The sequence below is a fragment of the Lentzea sp. HUAS12 genome (genome assembly GCF_024125735.1).
Taxonomy (GTDB): Bacteria; Actinomycetota; Actinomycetes; order Mycobacteriales; family Pseudonocardiaceae; genus Lentzea; species Lentzea albida.
Genome location: NZ_CP099738.1, coordinates 803243 through 820116 on the forward strand (window position 1 = coordinate 803243; position 16874 = coordinate 820116).

Consider the following 16874-nt stretch of genomic DNA (forward strand, 5'->3'; position numbering starts at 1 on the left):
GAAACACCCGCGTGTCACATCGTGAGAGCGCGTTCCCGGCACGCCGGTGTGCCGGGAACGCGGCTGGGTACGGGGCGGGACGCCTGTGCCGCGCAGAACGTCCCACCCCGAGGTCGGTCAGGGCTCCACGCCCCACACGAGGGCGCCACCGGTGTGGGCGGTGACCCGGTCGAAGTCCGTGAGAGCGCTCACGCGGTAGCTGTGGTCGTCGGACTGGGTGAAAGAGGACCAATCGGACTTCGCTGTCCTCACCTGGATCTCGCCCGTGCTCGCCCCGGCCGCGAGCGTGCCGGACGCGAACGCCACCTCCACGTACGCGTCGGCTCCAGGACGGGCGGTCGCGAGCTTCACGACGCGCACCTGGACGGAGGTGCAGCCGATCTGCGCCCAGTCGCACCACACCTGGTAGGTCGGCGAGGGCGCGTCACCGGTGAACCAGTACCGGACCGTGGTGCCGGTGAGGCCGACCGCCGACGTGCCGCGGTTCGTCAGCTGGAGCGTCGCGCCGATCTGGTTCGACGTCGCCGCGCCGGATCCCCTGTGCTGCACGGTGAGCGTGCTCGCCACGCCGGGCAGCGTGCGCGTCGTGACCGGACTGCTCGCCGCCGAGGCGTTGCCCGCGGAGTCCCGTGCGCGCACCGAGAACGAGTACGGCGTGTCCGGCGTGAGGCCGGTGACCCGGAAGCTCGTCGCCGACGTCGTGCCCGTGACGGTAGTGCCGTTGAGCACGTCGTACCCCGCCACCCCGACGTTGTCCGCGGAGGCCGTCCAGCTCAGGGTGACCGCGGTGGTCCCGGCGTTGGAAGCGATCAGTCCACTGGGGACGGAAGGCGCTTCGCTGTCCGGCACGCCACCACCGGGCTCGCTGCCCCACACCACGTTCCCGTCCTGGCGCAGCACGATCCGCTCGGTCTGGGCGACGGTGTTGCCGCTGCCGAGCCCGACGTAGGACCAGTCGTTGGACGGGTCCCACGTGCCGGCGCTGGTGATGCGGAACTGCACCTCCTTGCGGAACGCGGACTGCCCGGCCGGCGCGACGCCCGGACACGGCACGTCCACGTAGTACACCGAGCCGCTGTGCTGGGTCGGCGCACTCGGTGTGCCGCACTGGTTGTAGTTCGTGGTGACGGTGATCTGGCTCGGCGTGGTCGAGCCGTCGAGCGTGAAGTAGTAGCGCAGCGAGCCGTTGAACGTCCGCGCGGGCCACGCGCTCTTGTTCAGCACGAACGCCTTGATCTCGGTGAACTGCGCGGCGCTCTGGTTCACCGACGCCTGCACGGTCAGCTCGGGGCCGTCCGGGGTCTCCGCGACCGGGAACGACGTGAGCGGTGCGCCGCCGTACTCCCCGTACAACCGGGCGAGGGCGCCGGTGAAGCCCGCGTTGTAGTCGAGCGCGACCTCGTTCATCACGTAGTCGCTGCGGCTGTCGGTGTAGGCGTCGTTGTTGGTGCTCGGGCCGCCGACCAGCGCGCCGTACAGCACGTGACGGCTGACGGTGGGTTCCTGAATGCTGTCTGCCCACGAGCCGTGCGCGCCGCGGTGGTGCGGGTTGCGTGGCGGGTTGGTGCCGAAACCGACGACGTAACTCGCGTTGCGGGGGTTGTCGCCCAGCGCGTAGTTGATCTGCCGGACGCCGAAGTCGTGGTAGGTCCGTGCACGTGTGCTGTCGCGTGTGGACAGCCAGTCCGAATACGTCAGCGCGGCGAACGCGGTGTTGGCGGCGTACCGCAGCGATCCCCAGCTGTCGAGCACCGCCTGGCCGCCGGGGGAGTAGCGCACCCGGTTGCCGTTGTAACCGGTCGTCCAGAAGTCGAGCCAGCGGTTGGCGTCGGTGATGTAGGTCTGCTCGCCGGTCAGCTGTGCCATCAGAACGTAGGCGCCGTAGGACTTGTCGTCCCACGCGATGGTCCACTTGTAGGAGCGCTCGGAGCTCTGCGGTTCGGTGCCGAGCTTCTGGTACTCCGCCTTCGCCTTGGTCAGGTAGCTCGCGTCCCCGGTCGCGCGGTGCAACCAGATCGCGCCCCACACCAGTTCGTCCTGGTAGCCGCTCCAGGAGTTGTAGAAGCTCGCGGCGTCGGTGATGCACGAGCTGTACTTGCCGCGGTAGGTGTCGGCGAAGGTGTAGAGCTGCCTGGCGTGCGTGAGCAGGGTGGCCGAGTAGGCCGGATCGGTGCTCTGGAAGACCATCGACGCCGACGCCATCGCCGCCGCGTACTCGCCCGCGAGGTCGGAGCCGGGGCAAGAACTGTCCACTTTGTACGAGGGCCGGGCCATCGGCATCACCTCCGCCGATCCCCACCAGGCGTGGTCGGGGTTGCCCGCGCCGACCTGCCCGTAGACGACGTTCGGGGACGGGTGCGCCTTGATGATCCAGTCGGTGCCGTGCCTCAGGTTCGCCAGCAGGTGCGGGAGCTGGCCGGAACTCGTGTAGGCGGCCCGGTTCTCCACGGCTCCCCACGCGAGCATCGACATGCTGAACGCGAACGGGAGCCCGAACTTCACGTGGTCACCGGCGTCGTAGAAGCCGCCGGACAGGTCCAGGCCGACGTCCGAACCGTCGCGCACGGCCGAGTCGGCGCGCCAGCTCACGCGGTTGCCCGCCGGCAGCCGCCCGGACCGCTGGGCGTCGTAGAACCAGACGGACTTCTGCAGCGCCTCGCCGTAGTTGAACGCGGGCGCGGCCGCTGACGGCGACACGAACGGACCCGCCATCCCCGCCAGCAGCACGGCGAGGACGGCTGCCACGGCTCTGAACCCGCGAGTGTGCACGTCAGCCTCCAAGGTCCGAGATCTGGGAGCGCTCCCAGAATCGGACTGTAACGGTCACGAAGTCCGTGTGACAGAGGCGATTCCGCGTTCGAGTCGAATCGACGGCACGCCTGTCCGGCTTCCGGGTGGCTCAGTACAGTCCGGAATTCTGGGAACGCTCCCAGGCTCAGGAGGTGTGTCATGACCGGAAGGCGTGTCGCCGCACTGGCGGCGGCGTTCGTCTCGGTGGCGGCGAGTGCCGGCCTTGCGATCGTGGCCCCCGCTGCCGCGGCGCCGGGCTGCGAGGTCGACTACGCGGTCCCCAGCCAGTGGCAGAACGGGTTCACCGCGGCCGTGTCGGTGACCAACCTCGGCGAGCGCGTCGACGGCTGGCGGCTGACCTGGACGTGGCCGTCCGGGCAGCAGGTGACCCAGGCGTGGAACGCCACCGTCACGTCCTCGGGCGCCGAGGCCACGGCGTCGAACGCCGCCTACAACGCGGTGATCGAGCCGAACGCCAAGGTCTCGTTCGGCTTCAACGGCAGCTGGTCCGGCACGAACACCGCGCCGCGGTCGTTCGCCCTCAACGGCGTCACGTGCACCGGCGAGCCGGGCCCCTCGCCGACGACGACCACCACGACGACCGGAAATCCCTTACCCGGCGACGCGATGGCGCAGGTGGAGGCGATGCAGCCCGGCTGGAACCTCGGCAACACGCTCGACGCGACCGGGAGCGACGAGACGTCGTGGGGCAACCCGCGCGTCACGGAGGCGTTGCTGGACAACGTGAAGGCGCAGGGCTTCAAGAGCATCCGCATCCCCGTCACGTGGGGCCGGCACCAGGGCTCGGACCACGTGATCGAGGCGGCGTACCTGAACCGCGTCAAGGAGGTCGTCGGCTGGGCACTCGCGGACGGCTTCCAGGTGATGATCAACATCCACCACGACTCGTGGCAGTGGATCTCGGCCATGCCGTCGAACCGGACCGGTGTGCTCACGCGCTACAACGCGATCTGGACGCAGCTCGCGACCGCGTTCAGGGACTCACCGGGCAGGCTCGTCTTCGAGAGCGTCAACGAGCCGCAGTTCACCGGCAGCTCGGGTGACGCCCAGAACGCGCAGCTGCTGCACGAACTGAACGCGTCGTTCCGCGACATCGTGCGGCGCTCGGGCGGCAACAACGCGAGCCGCCTGCTCGTGCTGCCCACCCTGCACACGTCGTCCGAGCAGGCCCGGCTCGACGAGCTCGCGACGTCGATCCGCGGCTTCAACGACCCGAACCTGGTCGCGACCTTCCACTACTACGGCTACTGGCCGTTCAGCGTGAACGTCGCCGGCGGCACGCGCTACGACGCGACGGCGCAGAAGGACCTGACCGACTCGTTCGACCGCGTGTACAACACCTTCGTCGCCCGCGGCGTCCCGGTGGTCCTCGGCGAGTACGGGCTGCTCGGGTTCGACCGGCACACCGGCACGATCGAACAGGGCGAGAAGCTCAAGTTCTTCGAGCACCTCGGGTACTACGCGCGCACCAAGAAGATCACGACGATGCTGTGGGACAACGGCCAGCACCTCGGCCGCACGTCCTTCCAGTGGAGCGATCCCGAACTCGCCGCGCAGATCAGGTCGAGCTGGACCACCCGTTCCGGCACGGCGTCGACCGACCAGGTGTTCAGCGCCAGGTCCAGTGCCGTCTCCGCCAAGACGATCACGTTGAACACCAACGGAACCACGTTCACCGGCCTGCGCCAGGGCACGACCGAACTGGTGCGCGGCAGCGACTACACGATCTCGGGCGACCAGCTCACCCTGACCGCGCCGACGATGACCCGGCTCAGCGGATCACGCGCCTACGGCACGAACGCCGTGCTGACAGCGCACTTCTCGGCCGGCGTGCCGTGGCGGGTCAACCTGGTCACCCACGACACCCCGGTGCTGGCGAGCGCGACCGGCACGACGAGCTCGTTCTCGATTCCCACCACGTTCCGCGGGGACCTGCTCGCCACGATGGAGGCGAAGTACGCGGACGGGTCGAACGCGGGACCGCACAACTGGACGTCGTTCAAGGAGTTCGACCGGGCGTTCGCGCCGAACTACACGACCGGCACGACGACGCTGACCCCGGAGTTCTTCGCCGAGGTCAACGACAACGCGCGGGTGACGCTGACGTTCCACTACTGGAGCGGCGCCACCGTCACCTACCACGTCACGAGGTCGGGCAGTTCGGTCAGCGGGAGTCCGTGACCTTCAGGCCGCGGCGGAGCGCGTCGATCTCGTCGGCGAACATCCGGCGTGTGATCGCCGCGCTCTCGACCAGCGCTGTGCCGTGGAACGTGGCGGGGTAGAGGCGCAGCTCGGTCGCCACGCCCGCGTGGGCCAGGCGCCGCGCGTACTCCATGCCCTCGTCGCGCAGCGGGTCGTACTGGCACACGGTGACGAAGGCGGGCGGAAGGCCCGACAGGTCGGTCGCGCGGGCGGGTGCGGCGTAGGGCGAGACGTCCTCGCCGCCCCGCTCGCCGCCGAGGTACGCGGTCCAGCTGTAGATCGCGTTGGGGCGGTTCCACAGCGGGGTGTCGACGTAGTCCCGCATCGACTCGGTGTCGAGGCGGTCGTCGAGCTCGGGGATGCCGAGGTACTGGAAGGCGAGCGCGGGGCCGCCGCGGTCGCGCGAGAGCAGCACCGTTCCGGCGGCGAGCCCACCACCGGCGCTCTCGCCGCCGACACCGAGGCGCGCGGGGTCGATGCCCAGCTCGTCCGCCTTGGCCGCCGTCCAGACCAGGGCCGCGTAGCAGTCCTCGACCGGTGCCGGGAACGGGTTCTCCGGCGCCAGGCGATAGTCGACCGACACGATCACGACGTCGAGCTCGTCGAGGATCTTCTTCGCGTGCGCGTCGAACATCTCGACGCTGCCCACGATGAACCCGCCGCCGTGGATGTAGACCAGTCCCGGCACTGCGTTCCCGGTACCGGCGCGGCGGTAGACCCGCACCCGGACGTCGGGGGCGCCGGACGGACCGGGGACCGTCTCGTCGCGGACGTCGATCTGGTTGACCGGCTCGTAGACCGGCATGAGGTGGGCCAGCTCGGACTGCTGGGAACGGGCGAACGCCACGGCCTCGTTGCTGGTCATGTCGAACTGCGGCAGCATGTCGAGCCAGGGCAGGACTTCGGGATCGATGTCGTAGCTCATGTCGTTGATCCTCGGCTCGGTGCGGCGGTGCGGGCAGCCGACACGTGGCGGGTGATTCGCGTCTCTCTCCAGCCACCTGTCGGGGCTATGGTGTCTGAATGAGAGGTTTGCTGCTGAGGCTGTCCGGGCTGGACGCCGACGCCGAGAGCGCCGTGAGGGTGATCGGCTTCTTCGATCGCCTGATCACCGAGCGCGCGAGCCTCGACACGTTGGTCCGCAGCACGTCCGAGCTCGCCGGCTGCCCGGTCGGCCTGCACGCGCCCGGCCAGGGCCTCTCACTGCGCGCCGACGCCGGCGGTGCCGTCACGGCGGGTCCGGTGCCCGCACGGGCCGCGGTCCGCCCCCTGGAAGGCGGCGTGCAGGTCTGGGTCGCGCGGGAAGGTGCTGCAGTTCCTCTCGACGACATGCTGCTCGAACGGTTCGCGATCGCCGCCGCCGTGCTCCTGGAGCACTCGAGCGTGCCGCTGCCGGAGCTGGGCGACCCCGCGCTCATCGAGCTGGTCCTGTCGGAAAGCGTTGGCACGGCGGAACGTTCCCGCGCCCTGCACCTGCTCGGCATCGCCGCGACCGCCCCGTTGCGCGTGCTGGCGTCGACCGTGGACGTGCCCGGACGGTCGGTGGTGCTGGGGAACGTGCGGGCGACGTTGACCGCGGACGTGCCGGAAACGCGCGGCCGGCTCGGCGTCGGACCCCTGCTGCCCGCGATGGACGCGGCGAAGTCGTGGCAGGGCGCGCGAACGGCGCTGCGGTACACATCGGACGGTGAGCCGGTGGTGTGGTGGGAGAAGCTCGGCAGCCTCGGGCTTCTGGCCGAACGCCTCACGCCCGCGGACGTCTCGGCGCTGCCCGACGTGGCCGCGCTCGACCGACTGGCCGGCGAGCCGGGCATGATCGCGATGCTGGACGCGGTGTGCGCCACCGGTTCGCTGCGCAAGGCGGCGACGGTGCTGCACCGCCACCACAGCACGATGACCGCCCGGCTGGCACGCGCCGAGTCGGTGCTGGGGTTCGGTCTCGACGAGGCGCACGGCCGGTTCCGGCTGCACCTGGCGCTGATGTTGCGGCGCCTGCGGGAGAACGCGTCCGACTAGCCCGTTGGGTGGGTTGGTGGCGTTTGGTTGGTCGGGTCGCGTTGCGTGGCCTGGTTGTGCGGGGTGCTTGGACGGCCGGAAGAGGCCGGGCTGACAAGCGCCCGGCCGTGCCCAGAGGGGTAGCACCCCGCCCCCTCAAGGTAAAGCCCCAATCGCCGATGCGGGTGTGCACCGCTGCCCGATGCGTGAAGGTTCGGACGGCTCGCTTCGCATCGCCACGCCAGGACTCGTAGGTGGTTGGCTGACGCCCTCGGCTGTCCGGTTGGCACCGCGCGCCGGGCCTGCGTGCGTGGTTGCGGTGGGTGGCGCGTGCGGTCCGCACCCGGCTCGACCGCGTCGACGTCGGCCTAACCGCTGACCGGCGCCTGCCACAACCCGACCAGCGCGTCGACCAGCCCCGTGGCGGCGTCGTGCCAGCTGGCTCGCGGCGTGCGCGTGTTCTCGGCGAGGGCGCGCTCCCGTTCGGCGATCATGTGCACGAGCAGCTGGCGCGCCATGTCGTGTCGTTCGGCCCGCACGTCGTCCGGCAGGTCGGTCAGGCACGCGTTCAGGCCCGCCAGGATCCGTACCTGCGAGGGTGAGGAGCGCGTCTCCTCGATGATGATCGGCCGCAGGGTCGGGTCGGTCATCACCTGCGCGCCGAAGCGGGCGAACCAGGTGGGGCTGCCCACCTCGTCCAGGTGCACGGTGACCGGGCGGACCAGGCAGTCGAGCCAGTCGCGCAGGCCGGGGGAGGTGCCGAGGGCGGCGACCATGCGCTGCCGGATCTCCTCGACGTGGGCCAGGTGCTTGCGCGCGATGGCGCGGACCAGGTCGGCCTTGGTGCCGAAGTGGTAGCCGACGGCGGTGTTGTTGCCCTGTCCGGCCGCCTCGCTGACCTGGCGGTTCGACACGGCCACCACGCCGTGCTCGGCGAACAGGCGCTCGGCCGCTGTGAGGATCAGCTCGCGGGTGGCGTGCGCGCGTTCCGCCCTGGACTGGCTCTCCACCTTGTTCATCGTCACCTCTGTTCCGGACATCCGGGACATCCTTGCACCGCTCGATGTTAAGTCAAGTGACTGACTTAGACTCGGGGTCGTGCTCCTCGAAGAAACGCGTCCGGTGACGCGCCCGAACGTCGTCGTGGCGGTGCTCGCGGCGGGCGGCATCGTCGTCTCGTTGATGCAGACCCTCGTCATCCCGCTGCTGCCGAGGTTCCCGCAGCTGCTGGGCTCGTCACCCGGCGACACGACGTGGGTGATCACCTCGACGCTGCTGGCCAGCGCTGTCGCGACGCCTGTCATCGGGCGGCTCGGCGACATGTACGGCAAGCGGCGGATGTTGCTGGTCAGCCTGTTGATGGTGGTCGTGGGCTCGGTGATCGGGGCGCTGAGCCACTCGCTGGTGCCGCTGATCGTGGGGCGCGTGGTGCAGGGCATGGCGGTCGGCGTCATCCCGCTCGGCATCAGCATCATGCGCGACGAACTGCCGAGGGAACGGCTGGCCGGCGCGACCGCGCTGATGAGCGCCTCGCTCGGCGTCGGTGGCGCGCTCGGCCTGCCCGCGGCGGCGTTGCTGGTCGAGCAGAGCGACTGGCACATGCTGTTCTGGACGTCGGCGGGAGCGGGCGTGCTGGCCGTGGCGGCGGTGCTGATCTGGGTGCCGGAGTCGCCGGTGCGCAGCGGCGGCCGGTTCGACCTGCTCGGCGCGGTCGGGCTCTCGGTCGCGTTGATCAGCCTGCTGCTCGGCGTGTCGAAGGCGTCGGAGTGGAGCGGCGGCGCGGTCACGGGCCTGTTCCTGGTGGCGGCCCTCGTGCTCGGCCTGTGGGGCTGGTGGGAGCTGAGGTCGTCCCAGCCGCTGGTCGACCTGCGCACCACGGTCCGGCGTCAGGTGCTGCTCACGAACATCGCGTCGGTGTCGTTCGCGTTCGCCCTCTTCGCGCAGTCACTGGTGCTGCCGCAGGTCCTGCAGCTGCCGGCCTCGACGGGGCACGGCCTCGGGCAGTCGTTGCTCGTCACGGGCCTGGTGCTGGTGCCGTCCGGCCTGGTCATGATGGCGACGGCGCCGGTGTCCGCCCGCATCTCGAACGCCCGCGGCCCGCGCGTCACGCTGATCATGGGCGCGCTCGTGGTCGCCTTCGGTTACGCCGTGGGCATCTTCATGCTGACGTCGATCTGGCAGCTCGTGGTCGTCTCAGCCGTGATCGGCGCCGGCATCGGCCTCGGCTACGGCGCGATGCCGGCCCTGATCATGGGCGCCGTGCCGACGTCGGAGACGGCCGCGGCCAACAGCCTCAACTCGCTGATGCGCGCGATCGGCACCTCGGTGTCGAGCGCGGTGGCGGGCGTCGTGCTGACGCAGGTGGGCGCGCCGTTCAGCTTCCAGCTGATCATGGGGCTGGGCGCCGCGACCGCGTTGCTGGCAGTCGTGGTCGCGACGTTCATCCCCGCGCGCCAGGCGCGCCCGGTCAGCTGAAGAAGCGGATGATCTCGCGGGCGACGACGTCCGGCTGCTCCTCGGTGAGCCAGTGGCCGGACCCGTCGACCCGCACGACCTCGGGCCGCTCCGCCACGGTCGGCAGCGCCGCCACGAACTGGTCGTAGGACAGGACCGACGCCAGTCCCAGCACCGGCGGCGTGAGCTTGGCGTAGGTCTTGCCGTCCGCGATGTCCTGCTGGAACGCCTGGTACCAGCCGTTGCCCGCGCGGATGGCGTCCGGGGAGTCGTAGGCCCGCGCGTAGATCTGGCGGGTCCGCTCGTCGATCGCGGACGGCGTGAACGCGGTGTTCGCGAACAGCCAGTCGAGCAGGTGCCGGAACCGGCCGGTGAGCAACTGCTCCGGAAGCTGCTGGACCTGGTTGAACGCGAACCACCACGGCGTGAAGCCGCCGGGCGGGGGCAGCAGCGGGAGCTGGTAGAAGCTCTCGTCGGGGTGCAGCACGTCGAGGAACGCCGCCTTCGCGGTGACCTCGGGGAAGTTCGCGGCGAACGAGAACGCCGTCATGGCACCGATGTCGTGCCCGACGACGCCCACCCGGTCGTACCCGAGCCTGCGCACCAGCTCGCGGACGTCGGTCGCCATCGTCTTCTTGTCGAACCCGCCGCGCGGCTTCTCCGACGAGCCCTGTCCGCGCAGGTCGACGGCGATGACGCGGAACTTCTCCGCCAGCGCCGGCATGATCTTGTGGAACGTCCACCACGTCTCCGGCCACCCCGGCAGCAGCACGAGCGGTGCGCCCCGGCCGCCCGTGACGTAGTGCAGGCGCACCCCGTTGACCTGCGTGTGGTTGTGCCGGAAGCCCGGGAGGTCCGGCTCCTTCGGGCTCCCGGCTCCAGCGGTTCCCGTGCCCATCGCGAGTGCGGCGCCCGCACCCAGCGCGAACACACTGCGTCTGTTCAGCTCCATGTCCATCGGCCCCCAGCCTCTGTTCGGAGTGGACATCCGAACAGAGCGGCCGACCGGCGTCAACCCAGGTACTCGAGGATGGTCGGCTGGACTCACTCGAACGCGGCAATTGCTCCGCAGATTTATTACTGACGGCAATTGAAAACTGGTCAGAATACGGACAATATCGACACTTTCTGGAGGTACTGGACAGTACGTGTTGAAGCGGCGTTCTCCTCTCGTCATCCTGGCCCGTTGCCTGATCACGGGAGGGGACACATGGCCGCCAGCGCACAGGACGACACTGCGATTCTGCGCACGACGACCAATCTCATCGGTTTCCTGCGGGAGATCACCGAAGAAGCGGCCAAGGACCGCGTTCGTGACATCAAGTCGCAGAGTGCGCGCTCACCTCAACTCGTCATCTGGCTGGGTGGGCTACCGGAAGGGCTGCGTCGTGACTGGGATCCGAGCACGGGCGTTTTGCTCGAGATCGACGCGGTCATGAGGACATCGCCGCCTCAACCGCCTGCGAGTCTGGACGGTTGGCTCGACCTCGACCAAGTTGCCGATCCTGCGGGACCCGAACCACGGTTGGCGGATCCCGGTCCTCTCGGAACCGACGTGACCGATAGAGGTGTGCTCGAAACAGAGATGCGGCAACTGACCGCCGGTCTCACGGACGACGTGCGTTCTGCCTATCGGACGTGGCTGCCGCGTTGGCGGGAATGGGCGGTGAGCGAGAGGCGGAAGCAGGCGCGCCGCGCGCTGTACGAGCAGTTGGAGCACGTGGCGAAAGTCTTGGACCAACAGGACGACGAGTACGAGTTCGTGCTGGCGATCGGCCTGGTGGTGTGGAAGACGCCGTCCGGGGACGTTGTGCGACGTCACCTCGTCACCAGCAGGGTGCGAACGGTTGTCGAGCCGGGCACTTCGAGCATCCGCGTGCACTGGGAAGACGGAACACCCCTGCGCTTGGAGGAACGCGAGATCTTCGGGGACGAGGAGGTGTTCCACCCGGATCGGGGTCGTGCCGCGCGGCAGTCTCTCCGCGAGAACGGACGATTCCCGCTCGACTCGGGCCCGCTGATCAGGAGCTGGTTCGAGAGCGTGATCGACACGAACATCGAAGTGAGCGAGGACTGGCAGGAACCCGTCGAAGAACCCTCGCCGGTCGTGCGGCTCTCGGCGTCGCCCGCGCTGTTGTTGCGGCCTCGCAGCCAGGTGCTGCTGGCAGAGGCCTACCAGCAGATCGAAGCGGAGCTTCGCGATCCCGACGCGGAGATCCCGATCGGGCTGGCGGGCCTGGTCGCGAACGTGGGACTTGAACAGCGCACGAGGTGGCTCGCCGAGCAACGCGCGATGCGCAGCGATGTCCTCGGTGAGGATCCGCTGTTCCCGTTGCCCGCCAATGATGATCAAGCACGGATCGTCGACCGGTTGCGGACGGAGACCGGGGTGGTGGTGCAGGGACCACCTGGTACCGGGAAGACGCACACCATTGCGAACCTCATCTGCGCCTTGCTCGCTCGTGGACTGCGAGTCCTGGTCACCAGCGAGAAGGATCAGGCGTTGCGCGTGCTCAGGGAGAAGGTGCCGCCTGAGTTGCGCCAACTATGCGTGCTGCTGACAGGCGGAGGCCGCAGTGGTGCGGATGAACTGGAGCGCGGTGTCAGTGCTCTCTCACAGATCCTGGCGACAACGGATCTGGACACGTTGGACCTGCAGACGCGCAGGTTGCGCGAGGAACGGGCGGCGTTGCGCGGTTTTGGAGCCGAGCTGACGGAGCAGATCCGGGCCCTTCGTGAGGTAGAGACCTACCAGCACCCACCGGTCGTGCCCGACTACCGGGATGACGCCTACCGCGGGGTCTTGGTTGACATCATCCGCGAAGTGAAGCTGAACGCGGACGCGCACGGCTGGATGCCGGAGGTTCCGGAGTCGTTGCCCGGCAGGCCTCCCCTCAGGCCTGCGGAGTTCGCCGAACTCCGGTCACTGCTGTGTTCGGTGACGAGAAAAGACCGAGCGCGCCAGGACCAGGTCGTTCCGGGAGATGGTGCCCTGCCTGTCGCGGGCGTCTACGCGGAAGTGCTGACGGCAGCGCGCATCGCCCGATCCGGTGCTGCGGGTGTCGACACCCCAGTCGCCCAGGCACTGGCGACCGTGACTCCAGATCGGCTGCGTGAACTGGAAACGGCCTTGGACGTGGCACGTGCGGCATTGCACGCCATGAATCTGTCAGAGGACGTTGTCCGGTGGCCCGCTGACGCGTGGACGTGCAGGGCGATCAGTGACCGCATCGCGAACCGCAACGTGGGTCTATGGGATCAGCTCATCGCGGTGGCTGCCGAGCCTGTGCTGATACAACGACGCCTCCAGGCCCATCGGCTCGACGTGGTCGTGGAGGTTGGTGGGGTCACCGGGCTGGGCTTGGGCAGGGCCACGGGGCAACTCGCGGCAGGACGAGTGCTACTGGGTGAAATGGAGGCGGGCCGGAAGGTCCGGAGAATCGCGCCCTCAGCCGCCCAGCGCAATGCGCGGACCCTGCTGGAAACCGCCACGGTCAACGGCGCTTCGCCACGTTCGGCCGAGCATCTGAAGGCTGTACTCGAACGGCTCGAAGCCGAGCTTGCCGTTGTGCAGCTGAACGAGAAGTGGAGCCTCGTCGGAGTGGTGCTGCCTGCGGGGGCGCCGGCACAGATGCTGTCCTGCTTGGTTGACGAGTCGGTGCAGCTGACGCACATCGCTGAACTGGGCGAAGCACATCGGCGCGTGGTGAGTCTGTTGGCTGCTGCGAACGTGCGTGTTCCGGTGGCGACCGCCGCGCAGTTCTGCGAGCTGTTCGACGCGATCCCAGCAGCCCGCAGGGTGGTCGAAGCCAAGCAAGCGGAGTCAAAACTGGCGGAGGTGCTGCGATTGCTCCGCTCGTGGGCGACCCAGCCGAACGTCTGTCCCGAGGTGGCGGCAGTCCTCGAGGCCGCGATCGGGGAGGACGTCGAGCGTTATGCCGCCGCGATCCGGGGAATCGACATCGCGCGAAATGAGAAGGCGCAGGTGCTGAGGCTTGAGCAGCTCAGACGTGTGCTGGGTTCCGTTCATCCCGGCCTGCTCGCCCTTTTGGAACGCAGCGCGCACGAGCGGCAGTGGGATTCGAAGATCGCGGCCGTGGGGGATGCGTGGGCCTGGTCGAAGGCACGTTCCTTCGTGGTCCGACAGCGGACCGCCGACCGTGAACGCGAGCTGCTCGCCCAACTCGAGCAGAACACCATGCAGCAGTCGAAGGTCACCGCCGAGCTCGCGGGGAAACTCGGTCTGGCGGCGTGCATCAGGCGGATGACCGACGAACACACTCGCGCCCTGAACGCCTACGCCCAGCACACCGGCAACATCGGTGCCGGGTACGGGAAGCAGGTGAACCGCCTGCGCAAGGCGGCGCGTGCGGCGATGGACAAGGCCAAGGACGCCGTTCCCGCCTGGGTCGTGCCACTGCCGAAGTTGCTGGAGACCATGCGAGCGCAGCGCGACTCCTTCGACGTGGTCATCGTCGACGAGGCCAGCCAGGCAGGTTTGGAACAGCTGTTCCTGTTGTGGATGGCACCTCGGGTGATCGTGGTGGGCGACGACATGCAGTGTGCGCCGTCGGACGGGAGGCTGGGACCTCTCGAACCGATGTTCGCACGCCTTGACGAGTACTTGCCGAATCTCGACGCGGACGTGAAGGAGTCGTTCACCCCGAAGTCGAGCCTTTACGGCTTGATGTCGGCGCGAGCTGGAATGCGCAACATCGTGCGCTTGCGGGAGCACTTCCGGTGCATGCCGGAGATCATCGGCTGGTCCTCCGCCGAGTTCTACCCGAACCTCGATGGTGCCGGCGGGGGGCTCATCCCGTTGAGGCAGTTCGGTTCGGACCGATTGACGCCGTTGAAGGTGGTTCGCGTTTCCGGCGCCGTCAACGAAGGGAAGAACCAGAACCTGCACAACCGGGCCGAGGCCAAGGCGATCGTGGAGCAGCTCCTGGCGTGTCTGGCAGCGACTGAGTACGACCGGAAGACCTTCGGCGTGGTCGTGCTCCAAGGACAGGGGCAGGTGAAGCTGCTCGAGCACGAGATCAACAGCGCGGTGCCGTTGGACGTGCAGCAACAGCGCAGGATCCGCGTCGGCTCGCCCGCCAACTTCCAGGGTGACGAGCGTGACGTGATCTTCTTGTCGATGGTCGTGGCGACCCAGCCGAACGCTTCGAAGGCGCTCATGTTCAGGCGTGCGTACAACGTTGCGGCGAGCCGGGCCAAGGACCAGTTGTGGTTGTTCACATCGATCGGCTTGGACCAGATGAACCCCGAGGACCTCAGGGCGAAACTGCTCGGGTACATGCAGAACCCACCAACGCCGTACGGGCCCGCCTTGGAGCTCGACGACGTCCGTGACGACGAACCCCATCCTGCTTTCGACTCGATGCTCGAGCAGAAGGTGTTCCGGATGATCCGGGCCCGTGGATATCACGTCGCTCCGCAGTACCAGGTCGGTCACAAGCGCATCGATCTCGTCGTCAGCGGTGCGGAAGGCCGTCTGGCCGTCGAGTGCGACGGCCACATCTGGCACACCGATCCGGAGGACCAGCGGCGTGACATGAGAGCTGAAAGAGGTTTGCGCCGGGCCGGGTGGGAGATCGTGCGCGTCCGGGAGAGCGAGTTCGAGATCGACCGCGAGCGCGCGCTCGAGCCTGTTTGGCAGGGGTTGGCGATGAAAGGCATAACACCGTTGAAGGTTCAGACCGTGATGTATGTGGCGGACGAGGAGGAGTGAGGATGGCTCTGGACGCGATCCAAGGCGAGCTCGACGGCAACACCCTGGAGCACCTCGCGGACCTGATTTGCGGCGACGACGTGTCGCCGAGCCGGAGAGCAGGCTGGCAACTGCCGAAGTTCCTGCGCGCCGCCGGCTGGACGAGGGTTCCCGACTTCGACGGGTATCGACGTGACTGGATTCTCGACCAGCTCGATCAGCGGAAGAAGGACCTGGTCGCCATCACCCAGGTCCTCCTCAGACTCGCTGATCCTCGTGAGTACCTGGGTGACGACGACGTGCGTGGAGCTGTGGTGATCGATCTCAACCGCCTGCTGGCGGTCGAGGGCTATCAGGTCGCCTACGAGCGCGGCAGGCCAGTGCTCGAACAGAGGGATCCCTCGCTGGACATACCCGCGATGAGGGCACCCATGGAGCTGACCGCGAGCCTGGCCGACATCGTGACCGATCCCGCGTACGCGGAGCAGCTGCGGCGCCGTCTGGACGAGGCGCACACGTGCTGGGTGCACGGTGCGGCCACCGCGGCCATCATCATGTTGGGCAGCGTGCTCGAAGGCGTTCTCTACGACGTGGCCAGAAGCCGTTCGGCCGACGGCAGCAGTCCACGCGACCACCTCGACTCGCTGATCAAGCTCGCGGTCAGGGAAGGGTGGATCGGGCGCGACGTGGACGACTACGCCCACACGCTCCGTGAGTACCGGAACCTCGTCCACCCGAAGAGGCAGGTCGAGGACAAGTACAACCCGGACACCGGCACCGCCGAGATCTCGTGGAAGGTGGTCGTGCTCGCGCTGAACGACCTGGCCGAATCGTCTTGGAAGGAGATCACCCCAGCTCGGCGGAGTCCGTGAGCCGCAGTTTGCGCCGCGCCCGCTGGTAGAACGTCGTCATCCCGAGCCGCACCACCCGAGCGGCGGCGGCACGGCCGCGCAACGACACCCGCTGGCCCGGCTCGACGTAGCCCGCGACCTGGCCGTCCACCTCGACCGCCAGGCGGCCGCTCGACGGCAGGAGGTCCAGCTCCACGTCGTCGTTGACCGAGAGCACGACCCCGCGGCTGTAGGCGGAGTGCGGGGCGGCCGGGGTGACGAGCAGGGCCTCGACGGACGGGCTGGTGATCGGGCCGCCCGCGGAGAAGCTGTACGCGGTGGAGCCGGTCGGGGTGGCGACGATGACGGCGTCGGCGGCGTAGCTGACGAACGGCTGGCCGGCCACGCGGACGGCCACCCGCGCGCCGCCCTCACCGGGGACGCGGACGACGGCGACGTCGTTGAACGCCGTGACCTTCTGGCCCTGGAACTCCGCGTCGACGGCCAGGCGCGGCTCGACGGTGAAGTCGTGGGCGTCGATGGCGGACAGGGCCGCGGGCAGGTCCGGGACGTCGACCTCGGCCAGGAAACCGAGTCTGCCCAGGTTGACGCCCAGGACGGGGGCGCGTTCGCCGTCGGCCAGGCGCATGGCGCGCAGCATCGTGCCGTCGCCGCCGAGGCTCACGACCAGATCGGCGCGGCGGCCCAGCTCCTCCGCGGTGACCGGGGTGGCCTCGCAGCGCAGGCGCTGGATCTCGTCGGAGATGCCGAGGATCTCGACACCGCGGTTGGTCGCCCAGCCGAGGACGGCCTCGACGGCGGCGGCGGAGTCTCGTTGCGGGTGCAGCACCAGGCCGGCGGCGTGCACG

The 16874-nt window shown here is 68.8% G+C and carries 10 protein-coding genes; 5 read left to right on the forward strand and 5 right to left on the reverse strand.

The genetic code is table 11. The features are described from left to right. Positions 1 to 117: 117 nt before the first annotated feature. Positions 118 to 2745: a glycoside hydrolase family 9 protein gene (locus tag ND450_RS03815; protein ID WP_253324759.1), complete on the reverse strand. Its 2628-nt coding sequence runs from the start codon at positions 2743 to 2745 to the stop codon at positions 118 to 120. A 204-nt stretch (positions 2746 to 2949) separates the two neighbouring features. Here ND450_RS03815 and ND450_RS03820 point away from each other — a divergent pair, with 204 nt between their 5' ends. After that, positions 2950 to 4992 carry a cellulase family glycosylhydrolase gene (locus ND450_RS03820; RefSeq protein ID WP_253324760.1) on the forward strand — a complete coding sequence of 681 codons (2043 nt, stop codon included), beginning with the start codon at positions 2950 to 2952 and terminating at the stop codon, positions 4990 to 4992. On the opposite strand, the gene ND450_RS03825 is transcribed toward ND450_RS03820, so the two are convergent. Further along, complete coding sequence (locus tag ND450_RS03825; protein ID WP_253324761.1) at positions 4976 to 5938, reverse strand: alpha/beta hydrolase; 963 nt, start codon at positions 5936 to 5938, stop codon at positions 4976 to 4978. The genes ND450_RS03820 and ND450_RS03825 overlap by 17 nt on opposite strands. A 98-nt stretch (positions 5939 to 6036) precedes the next feature. On the opposite strand from ND450_RS03825, the gene ND450_RS03830 reads away from it, so the two are divergent. Beyond that, positions 6037 to 7029, forward strand: coding sequence for a helix-turn-helix domain-containing protein (locus ND450_RS03830; RefSeq protein ID WP_253324762.1), 993 nt, complete (start codon positions 6037 to 6039; stop codon positions 7027 to 7029). A 347-nt stretch (positions 7030 to 7376) separates the two neighbouring features. On the opposite strand, the gene ND450_RS03835 is transcribed toward ND450_RS03830, so the two are convergent. Next, positions 7377 to 8048 (reverse strand): TetR/AcrR family transcriptional regulator, encoded by a 672-nt coding sequence (locus ND450_RS03835; RefSeq protein ID WP_253324763.1) that lies wholly within the window; start codon positions 8046 to 8048, stop codon positions 7377 to 7379. Positions 8049 to 8190: 142 nt separating this feature from the next. Here ND450_RS03835 and ND450_RS03840 point away from each other — a divergent pair, with 142 nt between their 5' ends. Beyond that, a complete protein-coding gene (locus tag ND450_RS03840) occupies positions 8191 to 9483 on the forward strand; it encodes an MFS transporter (protein ID WP_089920326.1) in 1293 nt (430 codons plus the stop codon). Here the strand turns inward: ND450_RS03840 and ND450_RS03845 are convergent. Then, the gene (locus ND450_RS03845) at positions 9476 to 10414 is read right to left on the reverse strand and encodes an alpha/beta fold hydrolase (protein ID WP_253324764.1); all 939 of its coding nucleotides are present in this window, start codon (positions 10412 to 10414) and stop codon (positions 9476 to 9478) included. The two genes, ND450_RS03840 and ND450_RS03845, sit on opposite strands and share 8 nt — an antisense overlap. A gap of 258 nt (positions 10415 to 10672) precedes the next feature. On the opposite strand from ND450_RS03845, the gene ND450_RS03850 reads away from it, so the two are divergent. Together ND450_RS03850 and ND450_RS03855 are read left to right on the forward strand one after the other, a co-directional pair. Further along, entirely contained in the window at positions 10673 to 15196 is a 4524-nt protein-coding gene (locus ND450_RS03850) for an AAA domain-containing protein (RefSeq protein WP_253324765.1), read from the forward strand. A 2-nt stretch (positions 15197 to 15198) separates the two neighbouring features. Next, the gene (locus ND450_RS03855) at positions 15199 to 16047 is read left to right on the forward strand and encodes a hypothetical protein (protein WP_253324766.1); all 849 of its coding nucleotides are present in this window, start codon (positions 15199 to 15201) and stop codon (positions 16045 to 16047) included. Here ND450_RS03855 and ND450_RS03860 read toward each other — a convergent pair. Then, entirely contained in the window at positions 16022 to 16873 is an 852-nt protein-coding gene (locus tag ND450_RS03860) for an NAD(+)/NADH kinase (protein ID WP_253324767.1), read from the reverse strand. The genes ND450_RS03855 and ND450_RS03860 overlap by 26 nt on opposite strands. Between the last annotated feature and the right edge of the window lies 1 nt (position 16874).

What these genes read in the sequence shown, in the direction of transcription:
- ND450_RS03835 (WP_253324763.1), bottom strand. Translation starts at nt 8,048, where the DNA reads ATGTCCGGAACAGAGGTGACGATGAACAAGGTGGAGAGCCAGTCCAGG.
- ND450_RS03825 (WP_253324761.1), bottom strand. Translation starts at nt 5,938, where the DNA reads ATGAGCTACGACATCGATCCCGAAGTCCTGCCCTGGCTCGACATGCTG.
- ND450_RS03845 (WP_253324764.1), bottom strand. Translation starts at nt 10,414, where the DNA reads ATGGAGCTGAACAGACGCAGTGTGTTCGCGCTGGGTGCGGGCGCCGCA.
- ND450_RS03820 (WP_253324760.1), top strand. Translation starts at nt 2,950, where the DNA reads ATGACCGGAAGGCGTGTCGCCGCACTGGCGGCGGCGTTCGTCTCGGTG.
- ND450_RS03830 (WP_253324762.1), top strand. Translation starts at nt 6,037, where the DNA reads ATGAGAGGTTTGCTGCTGAGGCTGTCCGGGCTGGACGCCGACGCCGAG.
- ND450_RS03850 (WP_253324765.1), top strand. Translation starts at nt 10,673, where the DNA reads ATGGCCGCCAGCGCACAGGACGACACTGCGATTCTGCGCACGACGACC.
- ND450_RS03855 (WP_253324766.1), top strand. Translation starts at nt 15,199, where the DNA reads ATGGCTCTGGACGCGATCCAAGGCGAGCTCGACGGCAACACCCTGGAG.
- ND450_RS03840 (WP_089920326.1), top strand. Translation starts at nt 8,191, where the DNA reads ATGCAGACCCTCGTCATCCCGCTGCTGCCGAGGTTCCCGCAGCTGCTG.